Annotated in this window: 23 protein-coding genes and 2 pseudogenes; 11 read left to right on the top strand and 14 right to left on the bottom strand. The window is 59.5% G+C overall.

What is annotated here, in order from left to right; all coding sequences use genetic code 11:
* Positions 1-79: 79 nt before the first annotated feature.
* On the bottom strand, positions 80-799 hold the full coding sequence (locus ACXPVS_RS14760) for a thioesterase II family protein (RefSeq protein WP_458510588.1): 720 nt from the start codon (positions 797-799) through the stop codon (positions 80-82).
* A gap of 286 nt (positions 800-1,085) precedes the next feature.
* Here ACXPVS_RS14760 and ACXPVS_RS14765 point away from each other — a divergent pair, with 286 nt between their 5' ends.
* The 7 genes from ACXPVS_RS14765 to ACXPVS_RS14795 all read left to right on the top strand — a co-directional run bounded on the left by ACXPVS_RS14765 (position 1,086) and on the right by ACXPVS_RS14795 (position 7,464).
* Positions 1,086-1,298 carry a hypothetical protein gene (locus tag ACXPVS_RS14765; protein WP_458510589.1) on the top strand — a complete coding sequence of 71 codons (213 nt, stop codon included), beginning with the start codon at positions 1,086-1,088 and terminating at the stop codon, positions 1,296-1,298.
* Positions 1,295-2,221, top strand: a complete 927-nt coding sequence (ispH, locus tag ACXPVS_RS14770; RefSeq protein WP_458510590.1) for a 4-hydroxy-3-methylbut-2-enyl diphosphate reductase — start codon at positions 1,295-1,297, stop codon at positions 2,219-2,221. The genes ACXPVS_RS14765 and ispH overlap by 4 nt, the downstream gene beginning before the upstream one ends.
* 22 nt (positions 2,222-2,243) lie before the next feature.
* Positions 2,244-3,251 carry a terpene synthase family protein gene (locus ACXPVS_RS14775; protein ID WP_458510591.1) on the top strand — a complete coding sequence of 336 codons (1,008 nt, stop codon included), beginning with the start codon at positions 2,244-2,246 and terminating at the stop codon, positions 3,249-3,251.
* A gap of 96 nt (positions 3,252-3,347) precedes the next feature.
* The gene (locus ACXPVS_RS14780) at positions 3,348-4,148 is read left to right on the top strand and encodes a glucose 1-dehydrogenase (protein WP_458510592.1); all 801 of its coding nucleotides are present in this window, start codon (positions 3,348-3,350) and stop codon (positions 4,146-4,148) included.
* Positions 4,141-5,967: a glycoside hydrolase family 15 protein gene (locus ACXPVS_RS14785; RefSeq protein WP_458510593.1), complete on the top strand. Its 1,827-nt coding sequence runs from the start codon at positions 4,141-4,143 to the stop codon at positions 5,965-5,967. The genes ACXPVS_RS14780 and ACXPVS_RS14785 overlap by 8 nt, the downstream gene beginning before the upstream one ends.
* A 169-nt stretch (positions 5,968-6,136) precedes the next feature.
* Positions 6,137-6,526, top strand: coding sequence for a hypothetical protein (locus ACXPVS_RS14790; RefSeq protein WP_458510594.1), 390 nt, complete (start codon positions 6,137-6,139; stop codon positions 6,524-6,526).
* 35 nt (positions 6,527-6,561) lie between these two features.
* Positions 6,562-7,464, top strand: coding sequence for an alpha/beta fold hydrolase (locus tag ACXPVS_RS14795; RefSeq protein ID WP_458510595.1), 903 nt, complete (start codon positions 6,562-6,564; stop codon positions 7,462-7,464).
* Here the strand turns inward: ACXPVS_RS14795 and ACXPVS_RS14800 are convergent.
* Entirely contained in the window at positions 7,433-8,416 is a 984-nt protein-coding gene (locus tag ACXPVS_RS14800) for a GlxA family transcriptional regulator (RefSeq protein ID WP_458510596.1), read from the bottom strand. The two genes, ACXPVS_RS14795 and ACXPVS_RS14800, sit on opposite strands and share 32 nt — an antisense overlap.
* A 90-nt stretch (positions 8,417-8,506) precedes the next feature.
* Here ACXPVS_RS14800 and inhA point away from each other — a divergent pair, with 90 nt between their 5' ends.
* Positions 8,507-9,202, top strand: a complete 696-nt coding sequence (gene inhA, locus ACXPVS_RS14805; protein WP_458510597.1) for an isonitrile hydratase — start codon at positions 8,507-8,509, stop codon at positions 9,200-9,202.
* Positions 9,203-9,483: 281 nt separating this feature from the next.
* Here the strand turns inward: inhA and ACXPVS_RS14810 are convergent, their stop codons facing one another.
* Positions 9,484-9,972 (bottom strand): SRPBCC family protein, encoded by a 489-nt coding sequence (locus ACXPVS_RS14810; protein ID WP_458510598.1) that lies wholly within the window; start codon positions 9,970-9,972, stop codon positions 9,484-9,486.
* 196 nt (positions 9,973-10,168) lie between these two features.
* Here ACXPVS_RS14810 and ACXPVS_RS14815 point away from each other — a divergent pair, with 196 nt between their 5' ends.
* Positions 10,169-10,507 (top strand): GFA family protein, encoded by a 339-nt coding sequence (locus ACXPVS_RS14815; protein ID WP_458510599.1) that lies wholly within the window; start codon positions 10,169-10,171, stop codon positions 10,505-10,507.
* Between the two features lie 57 nt (positions 10,508-10,564).
* Positions 10,565-10,969 (top strand): lysozyme inhibitor LprI family protein, encoded by a 405-nt coding sequence (locus tag ACXPVS_RS14820; RefSeq protein ID WP_458510600.1) that lies wholly within the window; start codon positions 10,565-10,567, stop codon positions 10,967-10,969.
* Positions 10,970-11,064: 95 nt separating this feature from the next.
* Here the strand turns inward: ACXPVS_RS14820 and peaD are convergent, their stop codons facing one another.
* The 5 genes and pseudogenes from peaD to ACXPVS_RS14845 all read right to left on the bottom strand — a co-directional run.
* A complete protein-coding gene (peaD, locus tag ACXPVS_RS14825; RefSeq protein ID WP_458510601.1) occupies positions 11,065-12,183 on the bottom strand; it encodes a quinohemoprotein amine dehydrogenase subunit beta in 1,119 nt (372 codons plus the stop codon).
* 39 nt (positions 12,184-12,222) lie between these two features.
* Positions 12,223-12,546, bottom strand: a complete 324-nt coding sequence (gene qhpC / locus ACXPVS_RS14830; protein ID WP_008027961.1) for a quinohemoprotein amine dehydrogenase subunit gamma — start codon at positions 12,544-12,546, stop codon at positions 12,223-12,225.
* A gap of 1 nt (position 12,547) precedes the next feature.
* Complete coding sequence (gene peaB / locus ACXPVS_RS14835) at positions 12,548-13,978, bottom strand: quinohemoprotein amine dehydrogenase maturation protein (protein WP_458510602.1); 1,431 nt, start codon at positions 13,976-13,978, stop codon at positions 12,548-12,550.
* A gap of 81 nt (positions 13,979-14,059) precedes the next feature.
* The gene (gene peaA / locus ACXPVS_RS14840; protein WP_458510603.1) at positions 14,060-15,640 is read right to left on the bottom strand and encodes a quinohemoprotein amine dehydrogenase subunit alpha; all 1,581 of its coding nucleotides are present in this window, start codon (positions 15,638-15,640) and stop codon (positions 14,060-14,062) included.
* 320 nt (positions 15,641-15,960) lie between these two features.
* Positions 15,961-16,083 (bottom strand): annotated as a pseudogene (locus tag ACXPVS_RS14845) (DUF1652 domain-containing protein); the annotation flags it as partial.
* A gap of 276 nt (positions 16,084-16,359) precedes the next feature.
* Between ACXPVS_RS14845 and ACXPVS_RS14850 the strand changes: the two are divergent.
* A complete protein-coding gene (locus ACXPVS_RS14850; RefSeq protein ID WP_458510604.1) occupies positions 16,360-17,850 on the top strand; it encodes an aldehyde dehydrogenase family protein in 1,491 nt (496 codons plus the stop codon).
* Between the two features lie 39 nt (positions 17,851-17,889).
* Here the strand turns inward: ACXPVS_RS14850 and qhpG are convergent, their stop codons facing one another.
* From qhpG to mrdA, 6 genes and pseudogenes are all read right to left on the bottom strand, one after another.
* Positions 17,890-19,185 (bottom strand): flavin-dependent monooxygenase QhpG, encoded by a 1,296-nt coding sequence (gene qhpG / locus ACXPVS_RS14855; RefSeq protein WP_458510605.1) that lies wholly within the window; start codon positions 19,183-19,185, stop codon positions 17,890-17,892.
* Positions 19,182-19,859, bottom strand: a complete 678-nt coding sequence (gene qhpE / locus ACXPVS_RS14860; RefSeq protein WP_458510606.1) for a subtilisin-like serine protease QhpE — start codon at positions 19,857-19,859, stop codon at positions 19,182-19,184. The genes qhpG and qhpE overlap by 4 nt, the downstream gene beginning before the upstream one ends.
* Positions 19,849-21,567: an ABC transporter ATP-binding protein gene (locus ACXPVS_RS14865; protein WP_458510607.1), complete on the bottom strand. Its 1,719-nt coding sequence runs from the start codon at positions 21,565-21,567 to the stop codon at positions 19,849-19,851. The genes qhpE and ACXPVS_RS14865 overlap by 11 nt, the downstream gene beginning before the upstream one ends.
* The gene (locus ACXPVS_RS14870) at positions 21,567-23,471 is read right to left on the bottom strand and encodes a sigma-54-dependent Fis family transcriptional regulator (RefSeq protein ID WP_458510608.1); all 1,905 of its coding nucleotides are present in this window, start codon (positions 23,469-23,471) and stop codon (positions 21,567-21,569) included. Before ACXPVS_RS14870 ends, ACXPVS_RS14865 begins: the two co-directional genes overlap by 1 nt.
* A 150-nt stretch (positions 23,472-23,621) precedes the next feature.
* Positions 23,622-23,771, bottom strand: a pseudogene (locus ACXPVS_RS14875) (histone deacetylase family protein); the annotation flags it as partial.
* Positions 23,772-23,898: 127 nt separating this feature from the next.
* On the bottom strand, positions 23,899-25,767 hold the full coding sequence (mrdA, locus tag ACXPVS_RS14880) for a penicillin-binding protein 2 (RefSeq protein WP_458510609.1): 1,869 nt from the start codon (positions 25,765-25,767) through the stop codon (positions 23,899-23,901).
* Between the last annotated feature and the right edge of the window lie 241 nt (positions 25,768-26,008).

Below are 26,008 nucleotides of genomic sequence, written 5' to 3' on the forward strand. Positions count from 1 at the left end.
TCAGTGGCGGGAAGCACAAAGGCACGTCGTCCCTATAAAACGAATGCAGACCGGAAAAATTAGCGAATGAGAACAACTATCAGAAAGGGCGAAGATGATGAACTTTCAGCTGATCCTTGATCACCCGCAACACCTTGGCTTCGTGTTCGTGGATAAAGAAGTGGCCGCCAGCGAGCATGTCCACCGAAAAGCTACCGTGGGTTTCCTTGCTCCAGCCGATCAACTGCTCGATGGTGGCGCGATCAGCCTTGCCGCCGAGCACGTGAACCGGGCACTTGAGCAAGGGACGCTGCTGCACCTCGAAGCGCCCGCATAGGAGAAAGTCCGCACGCAGGACCGGCAGCATCAGGCTCATCAGTTCGTCGTTGGCCAGCGCCTCTTCACTGGTGCCGTTGAGGGTGCGTAATTGGTCGATCAATTCGGCATCGGTCTGGGGCTCGGCGAACCCCCGGTCGTAGTCGGCACGCAGGGTCGGTGCGGCGGTGCCCGAAGCGAACAGCGCCACCGGTTCCGGGCAGCCCAGCGAGCGAAACGCATGGGCCATCTCACAGGCGAGCAACGCGCCAAGGCTATGACCAAACAGCGCATACGGCGCCTTGAGTGTGGCTTTTTGTTCCTGCGCGAGTTGCAGCGCCAGTTGCCGCATGTCGGTGTGCAAGGGTTCACCAAACCGGGCGCCACGCCCCGGCAACTCCACGGGTTGCAGCGTCAGCCACTCCGGCAGTTTGCGCCGCCAGCGGCTGTAGACCATGGCGCTCGCGCCCGAATAGGGCAGGCAGAGCAATGTCAGCTGGGTCACCGGGTTTACCTCAAAAAGTTGTCTGTTAAAAGAACGGATGAGGTGGAGTCTGAATTAGTCGAAGATCACCTGTGGAAGCGCTTGTCCAACGTGCCGACTTGTACAAAATACTTAGGTCCGCACAACCGGTCGCGCTCGCGGGTGACAAATAAAACGGTCTAATAAAAGTTGGCAGTCCCAATGGCATCAACTAGATTTCAACTTCACACAAGTACCCGTCTGAATTTCCCTACGTAGTCCGGTCAGAAGTAAACGTCCAGTAGCGAAGACACCCTGGAGTCTGGTTATGGACGATTTACTCATGCTCGTTGACCGGCACGGTCGCAAAAAAGGCATCGCTACCAGGAAGTTGCAAGCCCACCAACAGGGCCTCTTGCACGGTGCACTTTCTGTCTTCATTTTCGATCCCTACGGGCGTCTGCTGCTGCCACAGCGCGCGCGCGACGTGAACATCAAGCACAACCGCCCCCCACCACCTCTGTGTGAGGGTTCAATATGAAAATCATCCTGGCCCAGCCTCGAGGTTTCTGCGCGGGTGTCATTCGCGCAGTGGATACAGTCGAACTCGCACTCGAGCAATTTGGCGCACCGGTCTATGTCCGACACGAGATCGTCCACAACCAGCATGTGGTGGAGCGCTTACGGCGCAAGGGCGCAAAATTTGTCGATGAGCTCGATGAAGTACCCACCGGCGCCGTTACGGTTTTCAGCGCGCACGGCGTGGCCCGAACGGTGGAAGACGAGGCTCGCCAGCGCCACCTTCAGGTGCTGGATGCCACCTGCCCGTTAGTGGAAAAAGTGCATAGACAGGGTCGGTATTATGCCGCCAAAGGCTTTCAGGTAATTTTGATTGGCGAACCGAGCCATCCCGAGGTGATTGGCACCATCGGGCAGATCCCGGCGCCGGTCATCGTCTTGCAGACCCTGGCACAGGTTGATGCGCTTGAGTTCGTGCAAGGCACCCCCCTGGCCTACATCACGCAAACCACCTTGAGTACGGACGACACCCGTGGGTTGGTGGAAGCACTCAAGCGGCGCTATCCAGCCATCGTAGGTCCGGACACCCGGGACATTTGCTATGCCGTGCAAAATCGCCAGATCGCGGTGCGCGCACTGAGCCGCTGTGTTGATGTCGTGCTGGTCGTTGGCAGCAGCAAAAGTGCCAACGCCGGGATATTGCGCGACATTGCCGGTGAAGCGGCGCCCAGCTATCTGGTAGCCGACGGCAGTGCCATCCACCACGAGTGGTTCGACGGCAAAACGACCGTCGGTATCACCGCCGGTGCATCGACGCCTGAGGTGCTGGTGGACGACGTACTGATCGCCCTGGAAAAGATCGCGCCGCTTGAAATCTCGAACCTCGCGGGACGAGAGGAGCACGTACATTTCCGACTGCCTGAAGGGCTGATTGCCCGTCAGTGACCCCCCCTCTGGAGTGACCACCATGGACGAAAGGACAACGGCGTTTGTCATGACCAAACCCAAACCGTCAGTGCTGGTAATACCTCAGCTGTATTGCCCGGAGCCGGTACGTACAGACGATGCGCTGGGTGACCTGCTCGACGACATGCTGCTGCCATGGATAGAACAGGCAGGTATCTACGCAGGACAATCAGAGACTTTTCGCACGGGGCATTACGGTAGATTCGCCATGCTATGCCATGCCGACACCGATGATCCCGCCAGGCTATTTCTATCGGCCCAATGCATGGCCGCGCTGTTTGCGGTGGATGATTATTACTGCGACGACGCCAGCAATGGCTCGATACCCTCACTGGTTGGGCCTCGGCTGTCGTTGGCGCTGGCGGCGGTAGAACCGGCGCACTTGCCCGGCGGATATGCTGCCGAACTGGCGCACGCCCTGCAGCGCGAGCCAGTGCTCCGTGCACTGGGCATGTACATGGCAAGCGTGGTGAAAGCGTCCACGGCGTCCCAAGCCGCCCGGGTACGGCATGAAATAGTTGCCATGTTTGTCACCATGACGGCAGAAGCGGCATGGCGAATCAATGGGACCACGCCAGAAGTGTGGGAGTACCTGGCCCACCGACAGGTCAACAGTTTTCTTCCGTGCATGTCACTGATTGATATTGTTGGCGGCTACGAATTGCCCGCCAATATCTACTGCGCTCCCGCTGTTCGCCGCGTCACGACCCTGGCCGCCAGCGCGACGATCATTGCCAATGACATTTACTCAGCCGCCAAGGAGGAACTGAGTGAAGTCGGCGATTTCAAACTTGCCCAACTGCTGGCGTCCCGACATAACTGCACGCTTCAGGAAGGCGTCAATCTCGCCGCGGGCATCCATGACGACACTGTTCACCGCTACGAAGCCGCAGAGCACGAACTGTTGCGCGAAGCGGCGCCAATACTCAAGCGTTACCTGAGCGGCATAAAAGCCTGGCTGGGAGGCAATCGCCAGTGGCACCTGGACAGTGGTCGTTATCGCGTGTAACTGTGCAAGATAAAGAACTTTTCATGGACCGATCTGAACTCTCGCCACCGCATGCCAGTCAGCTAGTTAAGCCCTCTATTCAAGGCTTTATTCTTCATGCAGATTTCTCTCGACCAACAAGTGGCACTGGTCACCGGTGCCAGTTCCGGCATCGGCGCCGGCGCGGCCAAGGCGCTGGCCGCCGCCGGTGCCGCCGTGGTGATCAACTACAATTCCCACGCCGCTCCCGCTGAGGAACTGGCCCGGCAGATCAATGCTGCAGGCGGTCGGGCCATCGCCATCGGTGCCGACGTTTCGAAAGAAGCAGACGTTCAGCGGTTATTTGCGCAAACCCTCGAAGCCTTCGGTTTCCTGGACATTCTGGTCGCCAATTCCGGTCTGCAAAAAGACTCGCCAGCCGCCGACATGAGCCTCGCCGACTGGAACCAGGTGATTGGCGTCAACCTCACCGGGCAGTTTCTCTGTGCCCGCGAGGCACTGCGGATTTTCAACCAGCAAGGTGTTCGCGAAGGCGTGTCCCGGGCCGCCGGCAAAATCATCCATATGAGCTCGGTGCACCAACGCATTCCCTGGGCCGGCCACGTCAATTACGCCGCGTCCAAGGGAGGTGTGGACATGTTGATGCAAACCCTGGCCCAGGAAGTCAGCCACCAACGCATCCGTATCAACGGCATCGCACCGGGGGCGATTCGTACGGCCATCAACCGAGCCGCCACCGAAGGCGACCATGAGCAGGAACTGCTCAAACTCATCCCCTACGGCCGAGTCGGCGATGTCGAGGACATCGCCAACGCGGTGGTCTTTTTGGCCTGCGATGCGTCCGACTACATCGTTGGCACCACTCTGTTCATCGACGGCGGCATGAGCCTTTATCCGGAGTTTCGCTGCAATGGCTGATCATCATCCCGAAAAACAAAGCGCTATCGATGCCCATGGCATCATCGGTGACATGCGTAGCGCGGCACTGGTCAACGACAAGGGCAGCGTGGATTTTTTCTGCTGGCCCGAATTCGACAGCCCGTCGATCTTCTGCTCGCTGCTGGACACCCCTGAGGCCGGGATTTTCCAACTGGCCCCGGATTTACCCGACGCTCGCCGCGAGCAAATTTACCTGCCTGACACCAATGTGCTGCAAACCCGCTGGCTCAGCGAACGCGCAGTCGTCGAGGTCACCGACCTGCTGCCCATCAGCGACAGCGAAGATGACACGCCGGTGCTGATGCGCCGGGTTCGTGTGATCAGCGGCCAGGCAACGTTTCACATGCGCTGCGCCGTGCGTTATGACTACGCTCGCGCCAAGACCCGCGCACGCATGGATGAAGCGGACGTAACCTTTGAGGCCGCCAATCAGCCATCCCTGCGCCTGTCTTCGGATCAGGTTTTACATATAGACGGCCATGCCGCACTCGCCCAATTCACCCTCGAACAGGACCAGAGCGCCGAATTCCTGCTCGGCCGTATCGACGACCCGCGGTTCAAGGAAGGTAGCGCCGCCATCTGCCTGGAGCGGACGCTGAAGTTCTGGCGCGACTGGATCGGCAAATCCAGCTACCGCGGCCGCTGGCGGGAAATGGTCAATCGTTCGGCCCTGGCGCTGAAGCTGCTGACCTCGCGTAAACACGGCGCGATCCTCGCCGCCGCCACGTTCGGCCTGCCGGAAACACCTGGCGGCGAGCGCAACTGGGACTACCGCTACACGTGGATCCGCGACGCCTCGTTCACCGCCTACGCCTTCATGCGCCTGGGCTTCGTTGACGAAGCCAACGCCTACATGAACTGGCTGCGCGGGCGGGTCAGCGATTGCCACGGCAATTCGATGAAGCTCAACATCCTCTACGCCATCGATGGTCGTCAGGAGTTGCCGGAGACCGAACTCTCGCACCTGTCCGGACATGGCGGCGCGACACCGGTCCGCATTGGCAATCAGGCTTATGACCAGGTCCAGCTCGACATCTTCGGCGAGCTGATGGACGCGGTGTACCTGGTCAACAAATATGGCGATGCGATCTCTCACGAAAGCTGGAAACATACCGTGGAAGTGGTCGATCAGGTCTGCCAAACCTGGGAACAAGAGGACGTCGGCATCTGGGAAATGCGCGGCGAACAGCATCACTTCCTGCACTCGCGGCTGATGTGCTGGGTCGCGCTGGACCGGGCCATTCGCCTCGCCTCAAAACGCTCACTGCCCGCTCCATTCGCCCGCTGGGACCAGACCCGCCAGGCGATCTACGCTGACATCTGGGAAAACTTCTGGAACGAAGAACGCGGGCATTTCGTTCAGTACAAAGGCGGTACCGCGCTCGATGGCTCGATGCTGCTGATGCCGCTGGTGCGCTTCGTCAGCGCCAAAGACCCGCGTTGGCTCGCGACCCTCGAGGCCATCGAAAAGAATCTGGTGCGCGATGGCATGGTTTACCGCTATCGCAATGACGACGCGCGGATCGACGGCCTCGACGGCACCGAAGGCGCCTTCGCCGCGTGCTCGTTCTGGTACGTCGAATGCCTGGCCCGCGCCGGCCAACTGGAAAAGGCGCATCTGGAGTTTGAACAGTTACTGAGGTACGCCAACCCACTGGGGTTGTACGCCGAAGAGTTCGACAGCCATGCGCGGCATCTGGGCAATACGCCGCAAGCGCTGACGCATTTGGCATTGATCAGTGCGGCCAGTTTTCTGGATCGAAAACTGAGTGGGGAGAAGAGTTTCTGGCAGCCTTGAGACCACCCTCGTCACAGGTTTGTGTAGTCCGAAGTCCTGCTTTTCTTAAACAAAAGCGGCGTTCACTACCGAAAAATTCTTTGTTGCCAGCCGTAACTTCCCCACCTACCATCCACGGTCAACGGGTACAGCGGAGCTGTCCAAAAAAACCCGAATTCAAGGAACCAGAATGACCCAGCGCATCCACCGCAGCATCGAAGCCCCACTCCGGTCAGGTCTGAACCGGGAGGAGTTGTGGGAAGGCCAGGACAAGGGCCTGATCAAATGCTGGGAGATTGGCCGCCAACGCGCGGCCCGTTTCCCCGACCTCACCCACCGCTGCCTTGCCTGCGAACTGCCGGTGTTGGGCTGGAAAGGTGGCGTCAGCCGCAGCCTGAAAAAACTCGAAAAATACGGATCCCTCAAGTACCTCGCTCAGTGGCAAGGGTTACGCGGGGATGATCTGGATATTAATTTGGGTGAAGAGCGGGCGTTGACCTGTTCGCGGACCAACATGGTGGTGACGTTTACGCCGGATCGGTCGAAATACTTCAATCAAGTGGCGGAAATCGACGCCTGAAAAACAGGCAAAAACAACCCTTTCTGGAGTGTCGAATGAACAATGAAGCGCTGATCCACTTCATCAAAACTCCAAGTCTGTCGCTCGCCTACGAAGAACACGGCCCCACCACCGGCGACCCGATCATTCTCCTCCACGGCTTCCCCTACTCCCCCCGCACCTACGACGAAATCGCCCCAGTCCTCGGCGCCAAGGGCTACCGCGTCATCGTCCCGTACCTGCGCGGTTACGGCCCGACCCGTTTCAACCACCCCGACACCCTGCGCTCCGGACAACAAGCCGCCCTCGCTCAGGATTTGCTGGACCTGATGGATGCGTTGGCCATTCAACAACCGGCCCTGTGCGGTTATGACTGGGGCGGTCGGGCGGCATGTATTGTCGCGGCGCTATGGCCTGAGCGGGTTCGTTGCCTGGTGACCGGCGACGGGTACAACCTTCAGAACATTCCCCATTCCACCGAACCGTTGGACCCTGAAACCGAGCATCGCCTCTGGTATCAGTACTATTTTCACACGCCACGCGGCGTCGAAGGTCTGACGAAAAATCGCCGGGCCTTGTGCCAATTGCTCTGGAAGTTGTGGTCGCCCACCTGGGCCAAAGGTCCTGAGTTGTATCCGTTTAGCGCACCGGTCTTCGACAATCCGGATTTCGTCGAGGTGGTGATTCACTCCTACCGCCACCGGTTCATGTACGCGCCCGGCGAGCCAGCGCTGGAGTGGATCGAAGAAGCGCTGACCCGACAGCCGCCGATCAGCGTACCGACGATTTCTCTGTGCGGTGCCGACGATGGCGTAGGACCGGTATCGGAGATAGACGAAGACATCGCTCACTTCACCGGACGTTATGAGCGGCGAGTGCTGGCAGGTGTCGGGCATAACATTCCCGAAGAAGCGCCCGAGGCAACGCTCAGAGCGTTACTGGATCTGCTGGAGGACTGACACTGAAACGCTCGCGGTAGGCCTGCGGAGTCACGCCCATGGCCCGCAGAAAACTGCGTCGAAGTGTCTCTTCGCTGCCGAATCCGCATTGCACCGCCACCCGTTTGATCGGCACGCCGGTATCGCTGAGCAAACGTCGGGCAGTCTCGACCCGAATCAGTTCGATGGCTCGGGCCGGCGTCTGGCCGGTGTCGGCGCGGTAATGGCGCACGAAGCTGCGTTCGCTCATGCCGGCCTGCAGGGCCAGGGTCGGGATGCCCAAATCCTTGGTGAGGTTTTCACTGATCCAGGCATGAAGCTCGTCGAAACGGTTGCCCTCCTTTTGCAAAGAAAGGGTCACGCTGAACTGCGACTGGCCGCCGGGGCGTTTCAGGAACACCACCAGTTGCCGGGCGACGTCGAGGGCCATCGTGCGGCCAAGATCTTCTTCGACCATGGCCAGCGCCAGATCGATACCGGCGGTGACCCCGGCCGAGGTCCAGACCGGACCGTCATTGATGAAAATCGGATTGGGCTCAACCTGCAGCCGCGGATGCTGCTGCGCCAACTGCTCGCAACGGGTCCAGTGAGTGACCACCCGCCGGCCATCGAGCCAGCCGCTGGCCGCCAGCAAAAATGCCCCGGTGCACACCGACGATACCCGTCGACACCCCGTCGCATGTTTACGCACCCAGGCCACCAGCGGTTCATCTCGCGCCGCGTCGTAAACGCCCCAGCCACCGGCAATGATCAATGTGTCACTGCCCTCCTCGGGCAACGGCTCGGCCAACAGCGCCAACCCCGCCGACGACATCACCGCCCCGCCGCCGCTGGCAATCACCGACGGCGCATAAGGTAGCGGAAGACCTTGCTGGCGGGAAATATCGTTGGCCGAGGCGAACACCTGCAATGGCCCGGTGACGTCGAGCAGTTGCACATTGGCAAAGGCGAGCACGTGGATGGTTTTCGGCATGATTGGCGTAATTTGTGGGGCTATTGGCGTATACGCCAAATCCTACGAGCCTAAAGTGAAGTCGTCCACCCACTTCATGAGAAAAATGCCATGACGTTGCAGATCGGCTTTCTGTTGTTTCCACAGGTTCAGCAACTGGACCTCACCGGCCCTTACGACGTACTGGCCTCTCTACCGGACGTGAAGGTGCATTTGATCTGGAAGGACCTGATGCCCGTTACCGCAAGCACAGGCCTGGTGCTGAAACCGACCACCACATTCGACGATTGCCCGAAGCTTGATGTTATCTGCATTCCCGGCGGCAGTGGCGTCGGGCCGTTGATGGAGGATGAACAGACACTGGCGTTCATCCAGGCGCAAGCCGTCACCGCGCGTTACGTCACGTCGGTATGTACCGGTGCGCTGGTACTCGGTGCAGCAGGTTTGCTCAAAGGTAAACGCGCCACCACCCACTGGGCTTATCACGAATTACTCGCACCATTGGGGGCAATCCCGGTGAAGGATCGAGTGGTGCGCGACGGCAATCTGTTGACCGGTGGAGGGATCACGGCGGGCATCGATTTTGCCCTGACCCTGGCCGCGGAGCTGTTCGATAAGGACACGGCAGAGTTGGTGCAGTTGCAGCTCGAATACGCCCCGGCACCGCCGTTTTCGTCGGGCAGCCCTGAGACGGCTCCGGTCAGTGTGCTGGAGGAGGCTCGTAAACGTGCTGCCGGGTCATTAAAACTGCGCTCGGAAATCACTGAACGTGTAGCGGCGAAACTCGATCAACTACCCGCTAGCTGATCCATCTCGACCAAAATGATGCGCGAAGATTTTCCATCGCCCAAAAAAAACCCGCCGAAGCGGGTTTTCCCAAGACCATTACGACTCCCTGTCGGCAGCGTTTCCTTGCTTATGGTCGATCATCCATGATCCCGAGCACTTCCTGTGCTTCGGTTGATGAAGCTAGATTACGCTTCGGATCCAATGTGCAATAGACGACATAACTACCATCGCGTGTAGGACATTCGCTATACCTGCCCTTCCGAAAACCCTTAGATAAGTAAGGTTCGAGCATGCCGCGATCACTCCTCCTGACGCTCGCGCGCCTTGGCACTGACGTTGATAAATTCTTCGATGTTGTTCATCTGTTCATCCCAACCGCGGCTGTCCATGCGGAACGCCTTGAGTCGGCGCGTCTGAGGGATGTGATCGAAACCGGACTCGGTGACCTTGAGTAACGTGCCTTCATCCATGTCTTCGAGCTCGAACTTCACCAGTGTGGTGGGTTCCTGGGAGTAATCGAGTTCAGGCTCCACGGCATACGGGTGCCAGCGAAACGAAAACACCCGTTCTGGCTCGACCCGCTCCACCAATACGTTCCACAGCAAGTGCTCATAACCCGGGTACGTAATCTGCCCCTGGGTCCACTCACCGGCGACAAAACGCTTGCCTTCCAGCGCCACGCCAAACCACTGCCCAAAGACTTCGGCATTGGCCAGTACACGCCAGACCTGCGAGCGCGGCGTTTTGAGCAGGATTTTCCTTTCGATGCGATCTGATGCTGGATTCATAAGTCACCTCCTGTACTGAACAGTAGGCCCCTAAGACCACAAGACCAACCCTAAAGTTGTATCAAGCGGGTATCTCAATCAACCCGGTACGAAATACTCAGCTGCATTTCCAAGTGTCACTGCAGGTTTGAAAATAAAACGAGTAGACCGAGACAGCTAACGTTGAAAACGAAACTGACTCAGACACGGACGATTCATGCGGCTTTCACTTACGGAGCGTTATCGCGGAGCCCTGCAGGGCCTGGACGGCGCCGCCGATACCCTCGGTATGCCCATCAATCACTGTCATTGCCAAACCTGTCGCAAGGCACACGCGGCGGCATTCGCCTCGTCACCGGGCAAGCTTCGGCATTTCTGTTCAGTCTGTGGTTCACACTTGATGGCTGAACGCTTGGCCCCACCCCACGTTATCGTTCGAGTGGCGACACTGGATGATGACCCCAAAATGACGCCTCAGGCGCATATCTGGACGACACATGACGTGCCGTGGCTTGCCTATGAATCGATTGAAAAATTCCCTGAATGGCAAACCTAGTGGGTTGAATACAGTACTAAACTGCATCCCAACTTTCCTGTCACAGCGAGAATCCCCATGCCCCCACGCTTTCTTCTGGCACTAACGCCTCTGCTGTTCACCACCGCTGCTTATGCCGTGGACTGCGAAAACGCCGCCGATCAGGCCACGATGAATGAGTGCGCGGCGCAGCAGCACAAGATCGCGGACAAGGAGTTGAATGCGCTTTACCAGCAGATCAATGTACGTTTGAAGAGCAACCCCGAAAGCAAAAAGCTGCTGATCGGGGCGCAACGCTCGTGGATTGCGTTTCGGGATGCCGAGTGCAAGTTCTCAAGCGCCGGGGTGGAAGGCGGGAGTGTGTACCCGCTGATTTACAGCAACTGCACCACTGGCCTGACCAAGGCACGGGTCGAGGCGTTCAAGACGTACTTGAAGTGTGAGGAAGGCGACATGAGTTGCCCGGTACCGTCTGCCCCTTAGCAGCGAAAAGATCGCAGGCTGTGCCCGTTCCTACGGGATCGAGAGCCCCTGCAGGAGCTACCGAAGGCTGCGATCTTTTGATCTTTTACCGCAAATCAGCGAACAAAAATCTGCGCCGTGGTGATCGCCATATCCCCACCCGGCAACTTGATGTTGCCAATCTGCTTCATGCTTTCGGGATCAAAGATCGCCACATCGTTAAACGTCCCCGCCAGATAAATCTTGCTGCCATCCCTGTTGAACGAAATGCAGTAGTAGGTATGGTCCAGCGTCGCCGCCTGGAGCATTTTCTTTTCCTTGATGTCGTACTTCGCCAGACGGTTGAGCACACCGAACATCAGGTTCGGATCCTTCGGCGAGCGCATACCGCTGAAGTAGATTTCCGTCAGAGGACCAAAGTCCGTGGTTTCGGTCTTGCCGGTTTTCAGGTCGATGCTGAACAGCCCGTAAAGGTACTCGGCAGTCGCTGGGTCCTGCTTCTTGTCCTTGAATTTGGCTGCGGTGTAAAGCAGCGAAAAGTCATGGCGATAAGTCTGCTGGTTCCATACGTAGAGCACGTCCGGCGCGCTGTAGTTCGGGCGTTTCCAGTGGCGGCTGGGGATCAGCACGTCGAACTTGCCGGTCTTCACATCAACCTGGTAGACATCCGCCCCGGCCACGTACAGCGTGCCGTCGTCACCACTCTGCATGATGGTCAACTGCCGTGGTGCCGGGAAACTGCGCACGGGTTTGGCGTCCATGCCGGCGTCGGTGGCGTACACATCGAGCCGTGGTTGCTGCACTTCGTAGCGGTCGTTAAGCATCAACGTCGGGTTGGCAATGATGAACAATTCCTTGCCGTCGTGGCTGGGGGTGAAGGCAAACATGGACTTCGCTTTCTCTCCCGGTTTCTGGGTGATGCTGGCGTGGAACACCTGCTTGCAGCTGTCGAGTTCAACGCCGTAGACATCCGCGTAGTGATTGTTCAGCACGTATGCGATCTTGCGGTCCGGCGACAACTGAACGGTGCCGGGACCGAAGGCATCCGGCATCTTGCAAGTCTTGAACACGGTGTCGGTGGCCAGGTCGATGATGTGCAGGTTGTTCGGGTAATTGGTGGTCAACAGGTACTCGTGACCGTCTTGCAACGCAGTGTTTTCATCGGCCAGAACGTTAAGCGAACAGACGCTCAGGACGGCGAATGCGGCCAGGCCGCAGGCTTTTACAGTCAGCATGCTGAAATCCTTCTAAGGTCCGATACCTTCTATGGACAATCATTTGTCTTTAGGAAAGACAGTCCCGAGGTTGCGCCAGTTGTCGTTGGACGCCTGGGCGTCCTTGTTCCAGTCCGGATAGGTGCTCATCATGTCGGGCACCTGGGCCGGCCACCAACAAGGGTCGGAGCAGCCGTAAAGGTCAGCTTCCATCGGCTGGCACAGCGACGACACACCGCCAAAGGCGTCGATTTCCCAACCCGGGTCGGTGGTCGAGGCGCAACCGGCGACGGAACTCATCGCCACCACTTCTTCGATGCGGTTTTCGGCCGCGGCCTCATCCAGTTTCAGCGCTTTATTATTGATTGCCTTGAGATGTTTCATATCAGTGAGCCTTGCGCGGAGTGATGTAGCTGCTGATAAACGCAGGGTTGTGGGCCATGATCCGGGTGTAGACCTCGATGCCGAAGTCGACCCAGTCACGCATCAGTTCGCAGTAGTGATAGGTCGGGTGGGTCGGGTCGCCGTAACGGGCGTAGCTCTCGTGGTAGCAACCGCCGGAACAGAGATTGCGGATCTGGCAGTCTTCGCAGCCGGTGTTGGTACGGTCCAGGCGTTGGGACAGGAAGTCGTTCAACTCGACCTGTTTCACGGCGGTGTGAACGTTGCCGAAGGTCGGCAGGCTCGAACCGGTAAAGCGATGGCACAGGTTCAGCTCGCCCTTGTAATCCACTGCCAGCATCTTCAGGCCCGCGCCGCACGGCAGGGCTTTTTTGTGGCCTTCGTGGATGTCAGTGATCAACTGGTGCAGGTTGGAGAAGCCGATATTACGGTGCTCCAGCGCCGCTTCCAGATAACGCCGGCCGAGCCTCTTCATGCTGGCGAAGACTTCGATCAGCTCGTCGCTGGACAGGTTGAAGGTGCTGATGTCGCCGGAGGTCACCGGGGCAAACCCGACTTCGGCAAAACCCAATTCGTTGAACAGGTGATCCCAGATGGTTTCGACGTCGGTGACGCCGGTGGTCAAGGTCACACGAGCACCGACCGGACGGCTGTTGTAGCGCGACAGCAACATCTCGGCCTTGCGCCGCACCACGTCGTAAGTGCCCTGCCCGCCCACGGTGATGCGGTTGCGGTCGTGCACGGTTTTCGGTCCGTCGATACTGACTGACAGGCCGAAACGGTGGGCGTTGAGGTAGTCCACGGTCTCTTCGGTGAGCAGCGTCGCGTTGGTGGTCATGACGAACTCGACGAACTTGCCCGCCTCGGCAAACCGCTTTTCACAGTAGTCGACCATGTACTCGATCAGCTTGCGGTTGCTCAGCGGCTCCCCACCGAAAAACACCACGGTAAAACGCTCTTCGTCCGGCGATTCGCGCAGCAGCATTTCCACTGATGCGACCGCTGTTTCGACGTCCATTTTCTTGCCGGCCGAGGGCTTGTCCAAGTCTTCCTTGTAGCAGTAGGTGCAGCTCAGATTGCAGCCGGTATTGACGTTCAGCACCACGGTATTGATCGCCGTGCGCTCGACCCGTTTGGTGCCGATATCGGGGGTCAACGGCGAGCCGTCGCTGACCAGTTCCAGGGACATCAACTCACGCAAGGTCTCGGTAATTTCTTCACCGTTGAAGCGCGCGGCCAAACGCTGGATCAGGTCTTCCGACGAACAGCCGGGACCGCGCAAGGTGTCAATGATGGTGCCCGTCAGTTCATCGCTGGCAAACAGCGAACTGCTGGGAATGTGGAATAGCATGCGGTCGGCATCGACGTGCACTTCGTGCAGGTTCCGTTCGACCAGATTCAAAATAGCGCCCATTGCAACCTCCTGTGCAAACCCCGTTCTACGGGGCCTGCGGTCATTCCGAAAAAGTGTCTGAATTGTTTGAGGTCAACCAACTCATGGAATGGGTGGATTGTTCCAGCGTTGCACGGTGACGATCATGTGGCCTTCACCGGTCAGGGATTTCCCTGCGTCGTCGACGGCGGCGATCACCTTGAGGTTGCCGGCATTGTTGGTGGACATTTTGCGCTGCGGGTTCGGCCCGGCATCGCCCGGTGTGAACACGCCACTGTCAGCCTGCATGGTGCCGGCAAACTTGACGTCTTCGTCTTCCTTGGCACGGTCGTCGAAGGCTTCGACCGACCACTGCGCCGGGAACACGCCAATGCGATACGGCTTGCCATCAGCACCCTTGCCCCAGGCTTCGGCATCGAAACGGCCCTGGACTTTCGGCGTCGAACCACCGCCTTCGCCAATGCGCGCCACCGAGAATTCGGGCACAACTTTGACTTCGGCGATGGTGCTGTAGACCGACAGAGTCGGGCCTTTCAGCGTGCCGACGGTGACGTTGCGCAGGCCCGGTTGGGCATTGGCGGCGGCCTTGAGTTTGACCTTGATGCGCTCCGGACTCTGCTCGACGACTTCGACCACTTCCACGCCTTTGCCGAAGCTCAGTTTGCCGGTGAGACCGCTGCCGACCAGCGTCACTTCAGTTTCACTGCCCGCCTTCAGGTAACCCGGCTGCACCGCCAGCAAACGGCTGCTGCCCTGCTTGGCGGCGACGAAGTCCAGACCCCGCTCATCATGCTCGGCCTCAAACATCCGACCCTGCATCGCGTTGCCTTGGGCGGCGAACACCTGGCGCATGGTCACGCCATCGATGGTCACGTTGCCGCGCCATTCGTAGCCGGTGTAGAGAATCGCGCTGCCATCGCCGTTGAACGGGCTGCCGTCGGCGTATTGGCCTTTGACGCTGACCTTGAACGTGTCGCTGCCATCGGCCATCACGCTCATCACGCCGGCCAGCTCGCCTTTACCGGGCAAGTGGCCGCTGAAACTCCAGTCGCCCACCAGCGCTTTTGCTTTCGGCGCAGCGCTCAGCCATTTTTCCCAGGCCGGATTGTCCAGCGGATAACGCTTGGCCAACAGCGGCACCATGTCTTTTCGAGCAAGGTCGAACCAGTCGCGGTCGCGAGACAGCGCCTGGTATTCCAGAGACGGCCATTGGCCGAGGTGGAAGTTCACCAGACGCTCCCATTCCTGGGCCGGACGCCGTTGCAGGGCGACCCGCGCACCGGAGTGGCAGCGGCCGCACATCTGGCTGGTCTGGTCGTCAAACTTCTCGACGGTGTTGAGTCGACGCTCCAGCGCATAACGCACACCATCGGTTTCGCTTGGGGCCAAGCCTTGGGTATCGGCCAGGTATTTGACCAGGGTTCGGCGGTCGTCATCGCTGATCTGCAAACCGTGCATGATTTGCATGCGGGCGATGCTCATCAGCCAGCCTTCAGGAGTTTTGCGCTGGTGGCTGATGCGGCTCAGCGCGTTATCGGCTTCGGGGGTATGACAGCCCTGACAGGTTTCCTTGAGGAGGGTCTGAGCGTCGCGGGCTGCCAGGCTGTAAGGCGAATGCAGCGCCACACAAGCGGCCACGGCCAGCAGACTGGCACTCAGGCCTGATCGGAGTTTTCTTTTCATCAACGTCGAACCTCGCACGGTGCTTTCTTATTTTTGTGGCTTATCGTTTTTATGGTTTCTGCCGCCGGCGGCGCACCGCTGACGGAGGCAAGAGAAACGTCTGCAATGAGCAATACACGGAGCGTGCCAGCTTAACGATTGCCTTTTTAATCAATGAGTTGTACGAATATTGCTGATCTTCGCCATCGCGGAAAGAGATCGCCTGCGTCTAATATCGCGACAGGTGTTGCAGTCTGAGACAAGCATAGATGTCCTGACCGGAACAATTCATCGACCGACGATTAACGTCGCCCCCAGCAGGCGCAAGTTGCATGCCCGCTACCAGCGACGCAATCGCAGACCCGAATCGTCAGGTACTGATCCACCGCCATGGTGCAGGTACAAACGGACGGCAGAAAACTGTGTTCAATGGTGTTTTGAATTTCCAGGGTTGAAAGGCACATCGTTACCTCCCTCACGCCAGATGTATTGCCGGATGAACGGTCCGTCATTTCAGCCACCTATCCTAAAAATCCTAGTCTTCAATAGAGGGTGCCTCAAGGTCGCACCCCCGGTTGCGCGTCGTCTCATAGTTGTCGCAATTTGCAACAATGCTCACAGCGTCCACCATGCCCTTGAGTGACCCAAAACCCCGCCATCCAAGGGCCGTCCAGCCATTGCAGGCAGTTGGCACAGCCATTGCGAAAGCCCTGTTCTCACGAACAACAAAAGGCCTCGCCATGTCGCTCCCTTATCTGCTTCCCGCCACCTCGGCGTTCATCCAGCGCGCTCCACGCATGCTCATCGGCGGCGACTGGGTCGAGGCCGCCGATGGCCAGACCATGCCCCTGCACAACCCGGCCACCGGCGAAGTGTTATGTGTAGTGCCACGGGCCACGCCTGAGGATGTCGACCGCGCCGTGCTCGCTGCCCGTCAGGCCTTCGATGATTCGGCCTGGACCCGCACGCGACCTCGGGAGCGGCAGAACCTGCTGTGGAAACTCGCCGACCTGATGGAGCGCGACGCCGAACTGCTGGCGCAACTGGAATGCCTGAACAACGGCAAAAGCGCAGCGGTGGCCCAAGTGATGGATGTGCAACTGTCCATAGACTTCCTGCGCTACATGGCCGGTTGGGCGACCAAAATCGAAGGTTCCAGCGTTGAAGTGTCGTTGCCGTTGATGCCCAACGATCAATTCCATAGTTTCATCCGCCGCGAGGCGGTGGGCGTGGTTGGCGCCATCGTCGCCTGGAACTTCCCGTTACTGCTGGCCTGCTGGAAACTCGGCCCGGCCCTGGCCACCGGTTGCACCGTGGTGCTCAAACCCGCCGACGAAACCCCGCTGACCGCGCTCAAACTTGCCGAGTTGGTGCTGGAAGCCGGTTACCCCGAGGGTGTGTTCAACGTGGTCACGGGCACCGGCATCACGGCAGGTTCGGCCCTGACCCACAATCCGCTGGTGGACAAGCTGACCTTCACCGGCTCCACCGCCGTGGGCAAGCAGATCGGCAAAATCGCCATGGATTCCATGACCCGGGTGACCCTGGAACTGGGCGGCAAATCACCGACCATCGTCATGGCCGACGCCGACCTCAAGACCGCCACTGCCGGCGCCGCCAGCGCGATTTTCTTTAATCAGGGCCAGGTGTGCTGCGCAGGCTCCAGGCTGTATGTGCAGCGCAAGCATTTCGACACGGTGGTGGCTGACATCGCCGACATCGCCAATGCCATGAAACTGGGCAATGGACTGGACCCAACTGTGGAAATGGGGCCGCTAATCTCGGCGCGTCAGCAGGAGCGGGTTTACGGGTATATCGAAAAAGGACGTGCAAGTGGCGCGACGATCGCCTGCGGTGGAGAGCAGTTCGGGCCAGGCTTTTTCGTCAAGCCGACGGTGATTGTGGATGTCGATCAGAAGCACTCACTGGTGCAAGAGGAGATCTTCGGGCCGGTGCTGGTGGCGATTCCGTTCGACGATGAAGCCGATGCGTTGCGCATGGCCAACGACAGTCCGTATGGGCTTGGGGCGAGTATCTGGTCGAACGATTTGGCCGCGGTGCACCGAATGATTCCGCGGATCAAGTCGGGTTCGGTGTGGGTCAACTGCCACAGCGCCCTCGACCCGGCGTTGCCGTTTGGTGGGTACAAGATGTCGGGCGTTGGACGCGAGATGGGGTATGCGGCGATCGAGCATTACACCGAGTTGAAGTCAGTGCTAATCAAGCTCTGACACGCTGATCGTTCCCATGCGGAACGTGGGAACGATCAGTCAGGGTTTGAAGCCTTGCGACAGCAACCAACTGCGGACCACCCTTCCCTGCTCCTCCGTCAGCTCCGCCAACGCCTGCTCGGTCGGTTCGGTCCGCAACCGTCGCACCAACGGGGCCAACTCAACCCCTTGCACATGCCAGACTCCCAGCGGCTGATCCACCGTGATCACCACCTCGGCCTCATCCACAAATCCATCGCGCAGAACCGGCGCTCGCTCGATTCTCAACGAGGAAAAGTCCGCCTCGGCATGCGCCACCTCAGCATCCGGCCACTGCCGCCGCGCAAGCCAGAATGGCTGCTGCAACCAGCGTTGCTCATCGGCATAAAAGTCCCGTCCGATCCGCGCAAAACGCAAAAACAACTGCTCCACCCGTTGCTGATGAAAGCGCTGAGCCAGCGCCGCTCGCTCGGGTTTACACAACAACGTGTTAATCACCGTCGGCGCCTGTAACGCCGAGGATAAGGACTGAAAGATGCCATTACCCGACAGCGGATCCACCGCCATCGCCGCATCCCCTACTCGAATCCAGTTATCGCCACAGACCTGCGGGCAAAGAATCGCCGTGCTGCTGCGGGCATGCAGCTGTAGATCGATCTCAGGCCCGACACCGAAAAATGCTCGCGCCAACGCCGAGTCTTGGCGCCGTTGACGACAGTGGTCGAGCAACTGCGCCTTGCCCGGCAACTCGGCACTGGCCACGTCCACCGTCCATTGCCAGTAACACTGACCGTCGGCTCGCCGGGCCATCCAGGCCCAGCCGTGCTCAAGACTTTCCACGGCGCTGGCGGTGCTTCCCGGCGCGCCTTGCCAGCGATTGAGCAGGCTGACCGTCTCTGGCCCTCGCAGGCCTTTGCCGAGCGCAGGTGCCTGACGCCCACGCGCCTCAACCAAAAAATCCGTCAGCAGCGCCTCGCGCCCTTCGACCTCGATTCGATGCCCCGATATTGATGACTGCACCGTCAGCACTCGGCCGTCGATCAACTCAACGCCCGCCAGGCGCAGATCCTCGCGCAAACCACGATCAAAACTCGGACGATCCAGTAAAAATTCGATGTTCTGCGCATGCTGCTGACCGTTCCATGACACCTGCCGCTGAGACGGCAGCGCCGCATCCGCCAGTGCCTGATGAAGCCCTGCGCTACGCAAAGCCTCCAGCACCCGAATGGAAACGCCTTCCAGCGCCGCAAACCGCCGCCATTGGCTGATCAGCGTCACCGGGTAACCTTGCCTGCGAAGCCCCAACGCGACCGCCGCACCGGCCGGCCCGGCACCCAGAATCACAATTGTTTTCATGGCCCGACGCGCCGTTCAGGGCCGCGATATTGGGCATTCTCCCGTAGCCACTCGATGATGTGTTCGTTGCTTGCCTCGGGATGTGCAACCAAAAAACCCGCAATGTGCCCGCTCAACGCCGCACAACCCAGACTGGCGCCGGACTGCCCCGGGTAAGTTCCATGCACACACGCGGCAAAATCCGCCTGAGCACTGTTGAGCCACGACCATTCATGTTCTGCACAACGTGCATCACCGGTGACTCGCAACACCTGTGGATAATTCGCCGGAAACACGCTCTCGCCCTGCGCCGGGCTGGACGCACAGAGCAAAACACCTCGCGCTACCGCCGCGGCACAGGCTTCACGCAACAGGCTGCGATCCTGACGCAGACCGAGGCTCAAATTGATCAGACGAACGTCCTGCGTCACCAACCAATCAATCGCCGTGGCGATCTGCAATGCGCTGGTGACCCCGCGCTGATCGAACACCTGCGCCACGCAAAACACTGCCGAAGGCGCCCGTCGACCGATGGCCTCGATCACCGCGCTGCCGTGGCCCAGCGGATCGTCGCGCAAGTCGCTTTCGGCCAATCCATCCTCCAGCAACGAAAAGCGCCGCCCGGCGATCACCTGCACTCGCTGCGCCGTCGAGTGACCGCTGTCCACCACGCCAATCCGCCATTCAGGCTTCATGCTGCACCGTTTTTGAAGTCAGTACGCCGTCGAGCAATTCAAAGCGCAAATCGGCATCCGCCAAGGTGGAAGGACGGTGGCTGATGAGGATCCGCGTACGCCCGGCAAACAGTCGGTCAATGGCTTCGATGACTTCGCGCTCGGTGGCTTCATCCACCGCCGAAGTGGCTTCGTCCAGCACCAGAATCAACGGATCCTGTAACAGCGCCCGGGCGATGGCGATGCGTTGTTTCTGACCGCCGGACAACTGCTGGCCGCGCTCGCCCAACGGGCTGTCGAGACCTTCGGGCAAAGACTCGATCAAGCTATCGAGTTGCGCCAGTCGTGCGACTTCGGCAATCGCTTCACGGCTGGCGTCCGGTACCGCGTAGGCGAGGTTGTCGGCGAGGCTGCCGCCAAACAGCACGATGTCCTGACTGACCACGGCAATCCGTCGACGCAGTTGGAACAGGTCCAGTTCGCGCAGATCGACGTCTCCCAGTAACACCCGGCCCAACTGCGGATCGTGGTGCCGTTGCAGCAGGTCGATCAGGGTCGACTTCCCGACGCCAGAGCCTCCGCTCAGGGCGACTTTCAAACCGTAGGGAATTCGCGCGTCGATGCCACGCAGCGTCGTCGGACGACCGGGGTGGCTGAAGTGCACATTGTCAAAACGAAGTTCACCGCAAGCCGGCATCGGTTGCGGCGTGACCGGCGTGAGAACGGTCGGTTCCTCAAAGCGCAACTCCATCACACGCCCGAGGCTGACGGTCATTCGCTGAATCGCGACATAGAGGCCCAGCAGGCTCTGCACCGGCCCGACGGCCATGCCCAGATAGGTGGAAAACGCGATCAGCGCGCCCAGTTGCCACGTCCCCTGCACCACCCAGTAACCACCAATCAAAAACGCACACGCGCGGGACAGGGAAGTCAGTGTGCCCGGTACCGCCTGAGTGAAAAACTCGGTGACTTGCAGGCGCAGCAACTGGCTCATGTAGCCTTGGCCCAACGTCTCCAGGCGCCGCGACTCACGCTGTTGCTGGCCGGCAGACTGGATGAATTTCATCACCGGCAAGGTCTCAACCATGAACGAGGACATGTCCGCCGAGCGCTCACGTAATTGCCGCACGTCGCGCTCGACCTTGCGCCGCATCCAGCGCAGCCAGAGCACGTCGAGGGGGATCAGCACCAGCGCCAGCAACGAGAGTTTCCACGACAGGGTCAGCAGCATCGCCACGGCGAAGACCAGACCGACCACGCTCGACACCGCCGAGAACAAGGAGTCCACGGCAAAACGCTGGATCTCTGCGACGTCGCCATCGAGGCGCGACATCAGGTCACCGATGCGGCGCTGCCCGTAGAAACTGGGTGAGAGCGTTTGCAAATGCCGATAGAGGTCATCGCGCAGGGCGAACAAAATCCGCCCGGACAGCCGCGTGTGCAAGTAACGATTGATCCCCGAGAGCGCCGTTCCGAGCAGCCCGGCCACGATCATTAACCCGGCAATCAACACCAGCATCGGAAAGTTGCGTGCGAGCAAACCGTCGTCGATCAGCAGTTTGGTCAACCAGGGCTGGACCAACACCAGCAACGAGGCGCAGACCGATAACCCAAGCAGCCCGGCAATCGCCAGGCGATGCGGCCGCACAAAGCTGTAGAGCCAGCGCAGTGCGGCTTGCAGGGCTTCGGGGTTTGGGCTGTCGATCAGCCGAACGATCAGGCGCTGCATCACGAACGCAACTGTTTGAGCTTGCGATACAGGGTCGCGCGGCTGATGCCCAAGGCGCCGGCGGCGGCCGAAACATTGCCTTGGTGAGTGTCCAGGGACTGGCGAATCAGCTCCAGTTCATTCTCGCGAATGCTGCCGGCCTGAGGACGTTGGCTGGTGCTCAACTCGTCGAGCATGCTGTCGGGCAAGTGGTCGAGGGTGAGTACGGTGTCCTCCGGTTCGCGCATGGCCAGCGCGGTGCGCAGGACCATTTCCAGTTGCCGGATGTTGCCCGGCCAGTGATAGCCGCTGAGCAAGCGATTCAAATCGTCATGCAGGACCATCGTCGGCGCATCCAGCTTGGCCAGCAGTCGAGTGACCAGACCACTGAAATCCTCACGCTCGCGCAGGGCCGGGAGCATGACGCTGATGCCGTTGACCCGATAAAACAGATCCTCGCGAAAGTGTTTTTCTTCGACCAGTCGCTTGAGGTCGCGGTGGGTGGCGCAGATCAGTGCGACGTCGATATCTTGCTCTTCACCGGCGCCCAACGGCGCCACTTTACGGTCCTGCAACACCCGCAACAGCCGGGCCTGCAAGGCCAGCGGCATGTCGCCGATTTCATCGAGAAACAAGGTGCCACCATGGGCCTGTTGCAGACGGCCGATCATGCCACCGCGACGGGAGCCCGTGAACGCGCCCTCGCGGTAGCCGAACAGTTCCGACTCGATCAGGCCTTCGGGGATCGCCGCGCAGTTCACGGCGACGAAGGGTTTATCGCAGCGGGTTCCGGCCAAGTGCAGGGCGCGGGCGATGACTTCCTTGCCGGTGCCGGTTTCGCCCAGCAGCAACACCGGCAGCTCATTGGCCAGGCCTTGACGGGCCATGCGCAGGGCTCGGGCATAACGGACATTGCTGCCGGCCAGGGATTCGAGATCCGGTTGTGCTTTGGCGGTTTTCGCGGTGCTGCGCGGCGGCGTGCTGAGATTGATTGAACGCTGCGGCGCACGCAGGGTTTTGTAGAAGAACTCGCCTTTGGCCGTTTGCAGACTGCCAACACCGCCCTGATGCAGACGCGACAGAAGTTGCAGGCCATCGACGCCCAGAAACTCTTCACAGCGTCGACCGACCAGCGCCGAGCGCTCGGCGTGGAGCAACTGACAGGCCTGGGCGCTGACCGCGAGAATCTGCCCGCCGAGGCTCACTGCCAACAGGCCTTGCCAAGGGGATTCGAGGTATTGCCGACGGCTGTGGAAGGCCAGGACGATCTCGTCCGGATAACTGGCGTTGAACACCCGGCTTTCGATCTGGCTGACGGCCATGGCCAGCAACGCAGTACTGTCGTGAACGCGGCCGAGCGGGCCTTCGCGGGTCAGGTCGAGTACGCCGAGGATGTCGCCTTGGGGGCATCGGATCGGCACCGAGGTGCAAGAGAAATCGGTCAGGCGATCGAGGTAATGCTCACCGCAATCGATCATCGTTGGCCGGGCTTCCACCAGTGCGGTGCCCAGCGCGTTGGTGCCGCGAGCGGCTTCGCTCCAGCAGGCGCCGAGAGTGATGTCTTGCAGGCCGCTGCCCTTGAGGCGATCGGCGCGTCCTTCGACAGCGAGGATAGTGGCATCGGCATTGGCGAGGATAATCAGCCCTTCCTTGCCCTGGCGTTCGGCCAGGTAATCGATGGCCGGCAATGCCGAGTCGATCAGCAGCCGATTGCTCGCCAACAGCACATCGAGGCTCGCGCTCGATTCCAGCGCCAGTTCGTGCTTGGCATTGAAATGCACGCCATGGCTCAAGCTACGCCGCCACGACGCATCGATTTCCGCCCGCAACACGCCATCCGGGACTTCGCCCTCAAGATGGAGTTTTTCCCGGGCCAGCCGGGCTTCGCGGTGCAGTTTGGGAGGAGTTGTTTTTATTAACGTCATCAAGCGCTCCGGAGCGGTCCGCTTTGCGCTTATTCAAGTTCAGCGCCCAGCCGCAATCTTTACGTTAACGTCAGGGCGATGGCAAGTGCCTTACGACACTTGTGTTCCGTCAGGTCGAGCGCGATAGCTTTTTCCCGGACCACCATAAACTCAGCGCTGCCACACCTCGGCGCTCACAAAAAACGCCCGAGCATTATCCTCCAGACTCTCGAGGTGATACCCGCCCTCCTGCACAATCAGACACGGCAACCCCAGGCTGCGAATCCGTTCCCCAAGCCCCGCGAAACCTTCACGGGTCAGCGGCGAAATCGGTGGCCAGACGTTCGATGGACTGGATCATCCGCGCCACGCCATAGAAGCCGTGTTCCTCGAAAACTTCCAGCACATGCTCAGTATTCGTGAGCCCGCGTTGTGAAGCCTTGATCGTTTAGACGTGAGGGTCGTATTGCGGCTTCAGGTGGCCGTCCTGATCGAGTAACCAGGCATCCATGACCTGCCGCACCACGGGACCTGCCACTCGACCACCGGCCTCGCCGTTTTCGATGATCACAGAAATCACAATCTTCGGATGTTCGGCCGGGGCGAAACCGACAAACAAGGCGTTGTCGCGGTTGCGCTCGAGGGTTTTCGCACGGTTGTAACGTTCGCCCTGCTTGATCGCCACCACTTGCGCGGTACCACTCTTGCCCGCGATACGGTACTGAGCGCCCTGCGCTGCCGCTCGGGCAATCCCGCGAGCGTCGTGCATCACCATTTGCATGCCATGATTGACCTGCTCCCAGTCACGCGGGTCTTTCAACAGGATGTTTGGCATTGGATGCTCGTCCACCGGCTCAACACCGTCCACTGTCCTGGCCAGGTGCGGGCGATTCCAGACACCTTTGTTGGCGATCAGCGCAGTGGCCTGGGCGAGCTGCAGGGGCGTGACCTGCATGTAACCCTGGCCGATACCGAGGATCACAGTCTCACCCGGGAACCATGCCTGATGGCGCGTGGCGCGCTTCCAGGCTTGCGATGGCATCAAACCGGCAGACTCCTCGAACATGTCCAGCGAGACTTTCTTGCCGAGACCGAACATGGCCATGTAGTCATGCAGGCGGTCGATGCCCAGCTTGTGGGCCAGGTCATAGAAGTAGGTGTCGTTGGAGCGCATGATGGCCGCGTCCATGTCCACCCACCCATCGCCGCGGTGGTTCCAGTTACGGTATTTGTGATCGAAGTCCGGCAGTTGGTAATAGCCGGGGTCGAAGACGCGGGTCTGCGGGGTAACGACGTCAGCATCGAGGCCAGCAATGGCCACTTCCGGCTTGATGGTCGAACCCGGTGCGTAGAGACCGCGCAGTACGCGATTGAACAGCGGTCGGTCGATGGAATCGCGCAGCGCTGCGTATTCCTTGAAGCTGATCCCGGTGACGAACAGGTTCGGATCGAAACTCGGTTTGCTGACCATCGCGAGTACTTCACCGGTCGACGGATCGAGAGCGACCACCGAACCGCGACGATCACCCAAGGCTTCCTCGGCGGCTTCCTGAAGTTTGACGTCGAGGCTCAGTACGATGTTTTTGCCTGGGATCGAATCGGTGTGCTTGAGCACTCGCAAAACCCGGCCCTGAGCGTTGGTTTCGACTTCTTCATAACCCACTTGGCCGTGCAACTGCGACTCGTAGAATTTTTCGATGCCCGTCTTGCCGATGGATTGAGTGCCACGGTATTCCACCGTGTCCAGGACTTTGGACTCTTTCTCGTTGATGCGGCCGACATAGCCGATCGAATGCGCAAAGTGCGCACCCATCGGGTAGTGGCGAACAAATTGTGGCTCTACGTCGATCCCCGGCAGGCGGAATTCGTTGACCGCCAACACGGCGATCTGTTCCTCGTTGAGTTCGTTGAACAAGGTGACCGGCTCGAAAGGATGGCGCGCCTGCTTCATTGCCTTGTCGAATAGCGCTCGATCTTCTGTCGGCAAGTGCAGGAGGGTGACGACTTTATCCAGTTCCTCTTTGACATCCGAGGCACGTTCGCGGGTGAGGGTCAGGTTGAAGCTGGGTCGGTTGTCCGCCAGAACTACACCGTTGCGGTCGTAGATCAATCCACGCGAGGGGGGGATCGGCAGCACATGGACGCGATTGTTTTCTGAGATCGTCGAGTGATAGTCAAATTCGACCACCTGCAGAACGTACATGCGCACGACCAGCGCGCAGGTAATGGCGACGACGAACAGGGCGCATGCCATCAGTCTTTTGTTGACCAGGCGAGTCTCTTTTTCGTGGTCCTTGATCGGTATCGGTTGGGGCATTTCGGCAGCAGCTCTTTGACTTTAAAAGGAGCCCGATCCGTAGGCTTGTAATCAGTCCGTTAAAAATGAACTGCACCATACCAAAAACCGGGCAGTCACTTTAGTGCGCCTTGAAGAAGAACCTGTAGACCATTTTCGCCACGCCACTTTTCTACGGACCAAACAAAACCCCTACCTGCATACGCAGATAGGGGTTTCGGAATTTAATCTTGACGATGACCTACTCTCACATGGGGAAACC

This window comes from Pseudomonas sp. Ma2-10 (genome assembly GCF_054330215.1).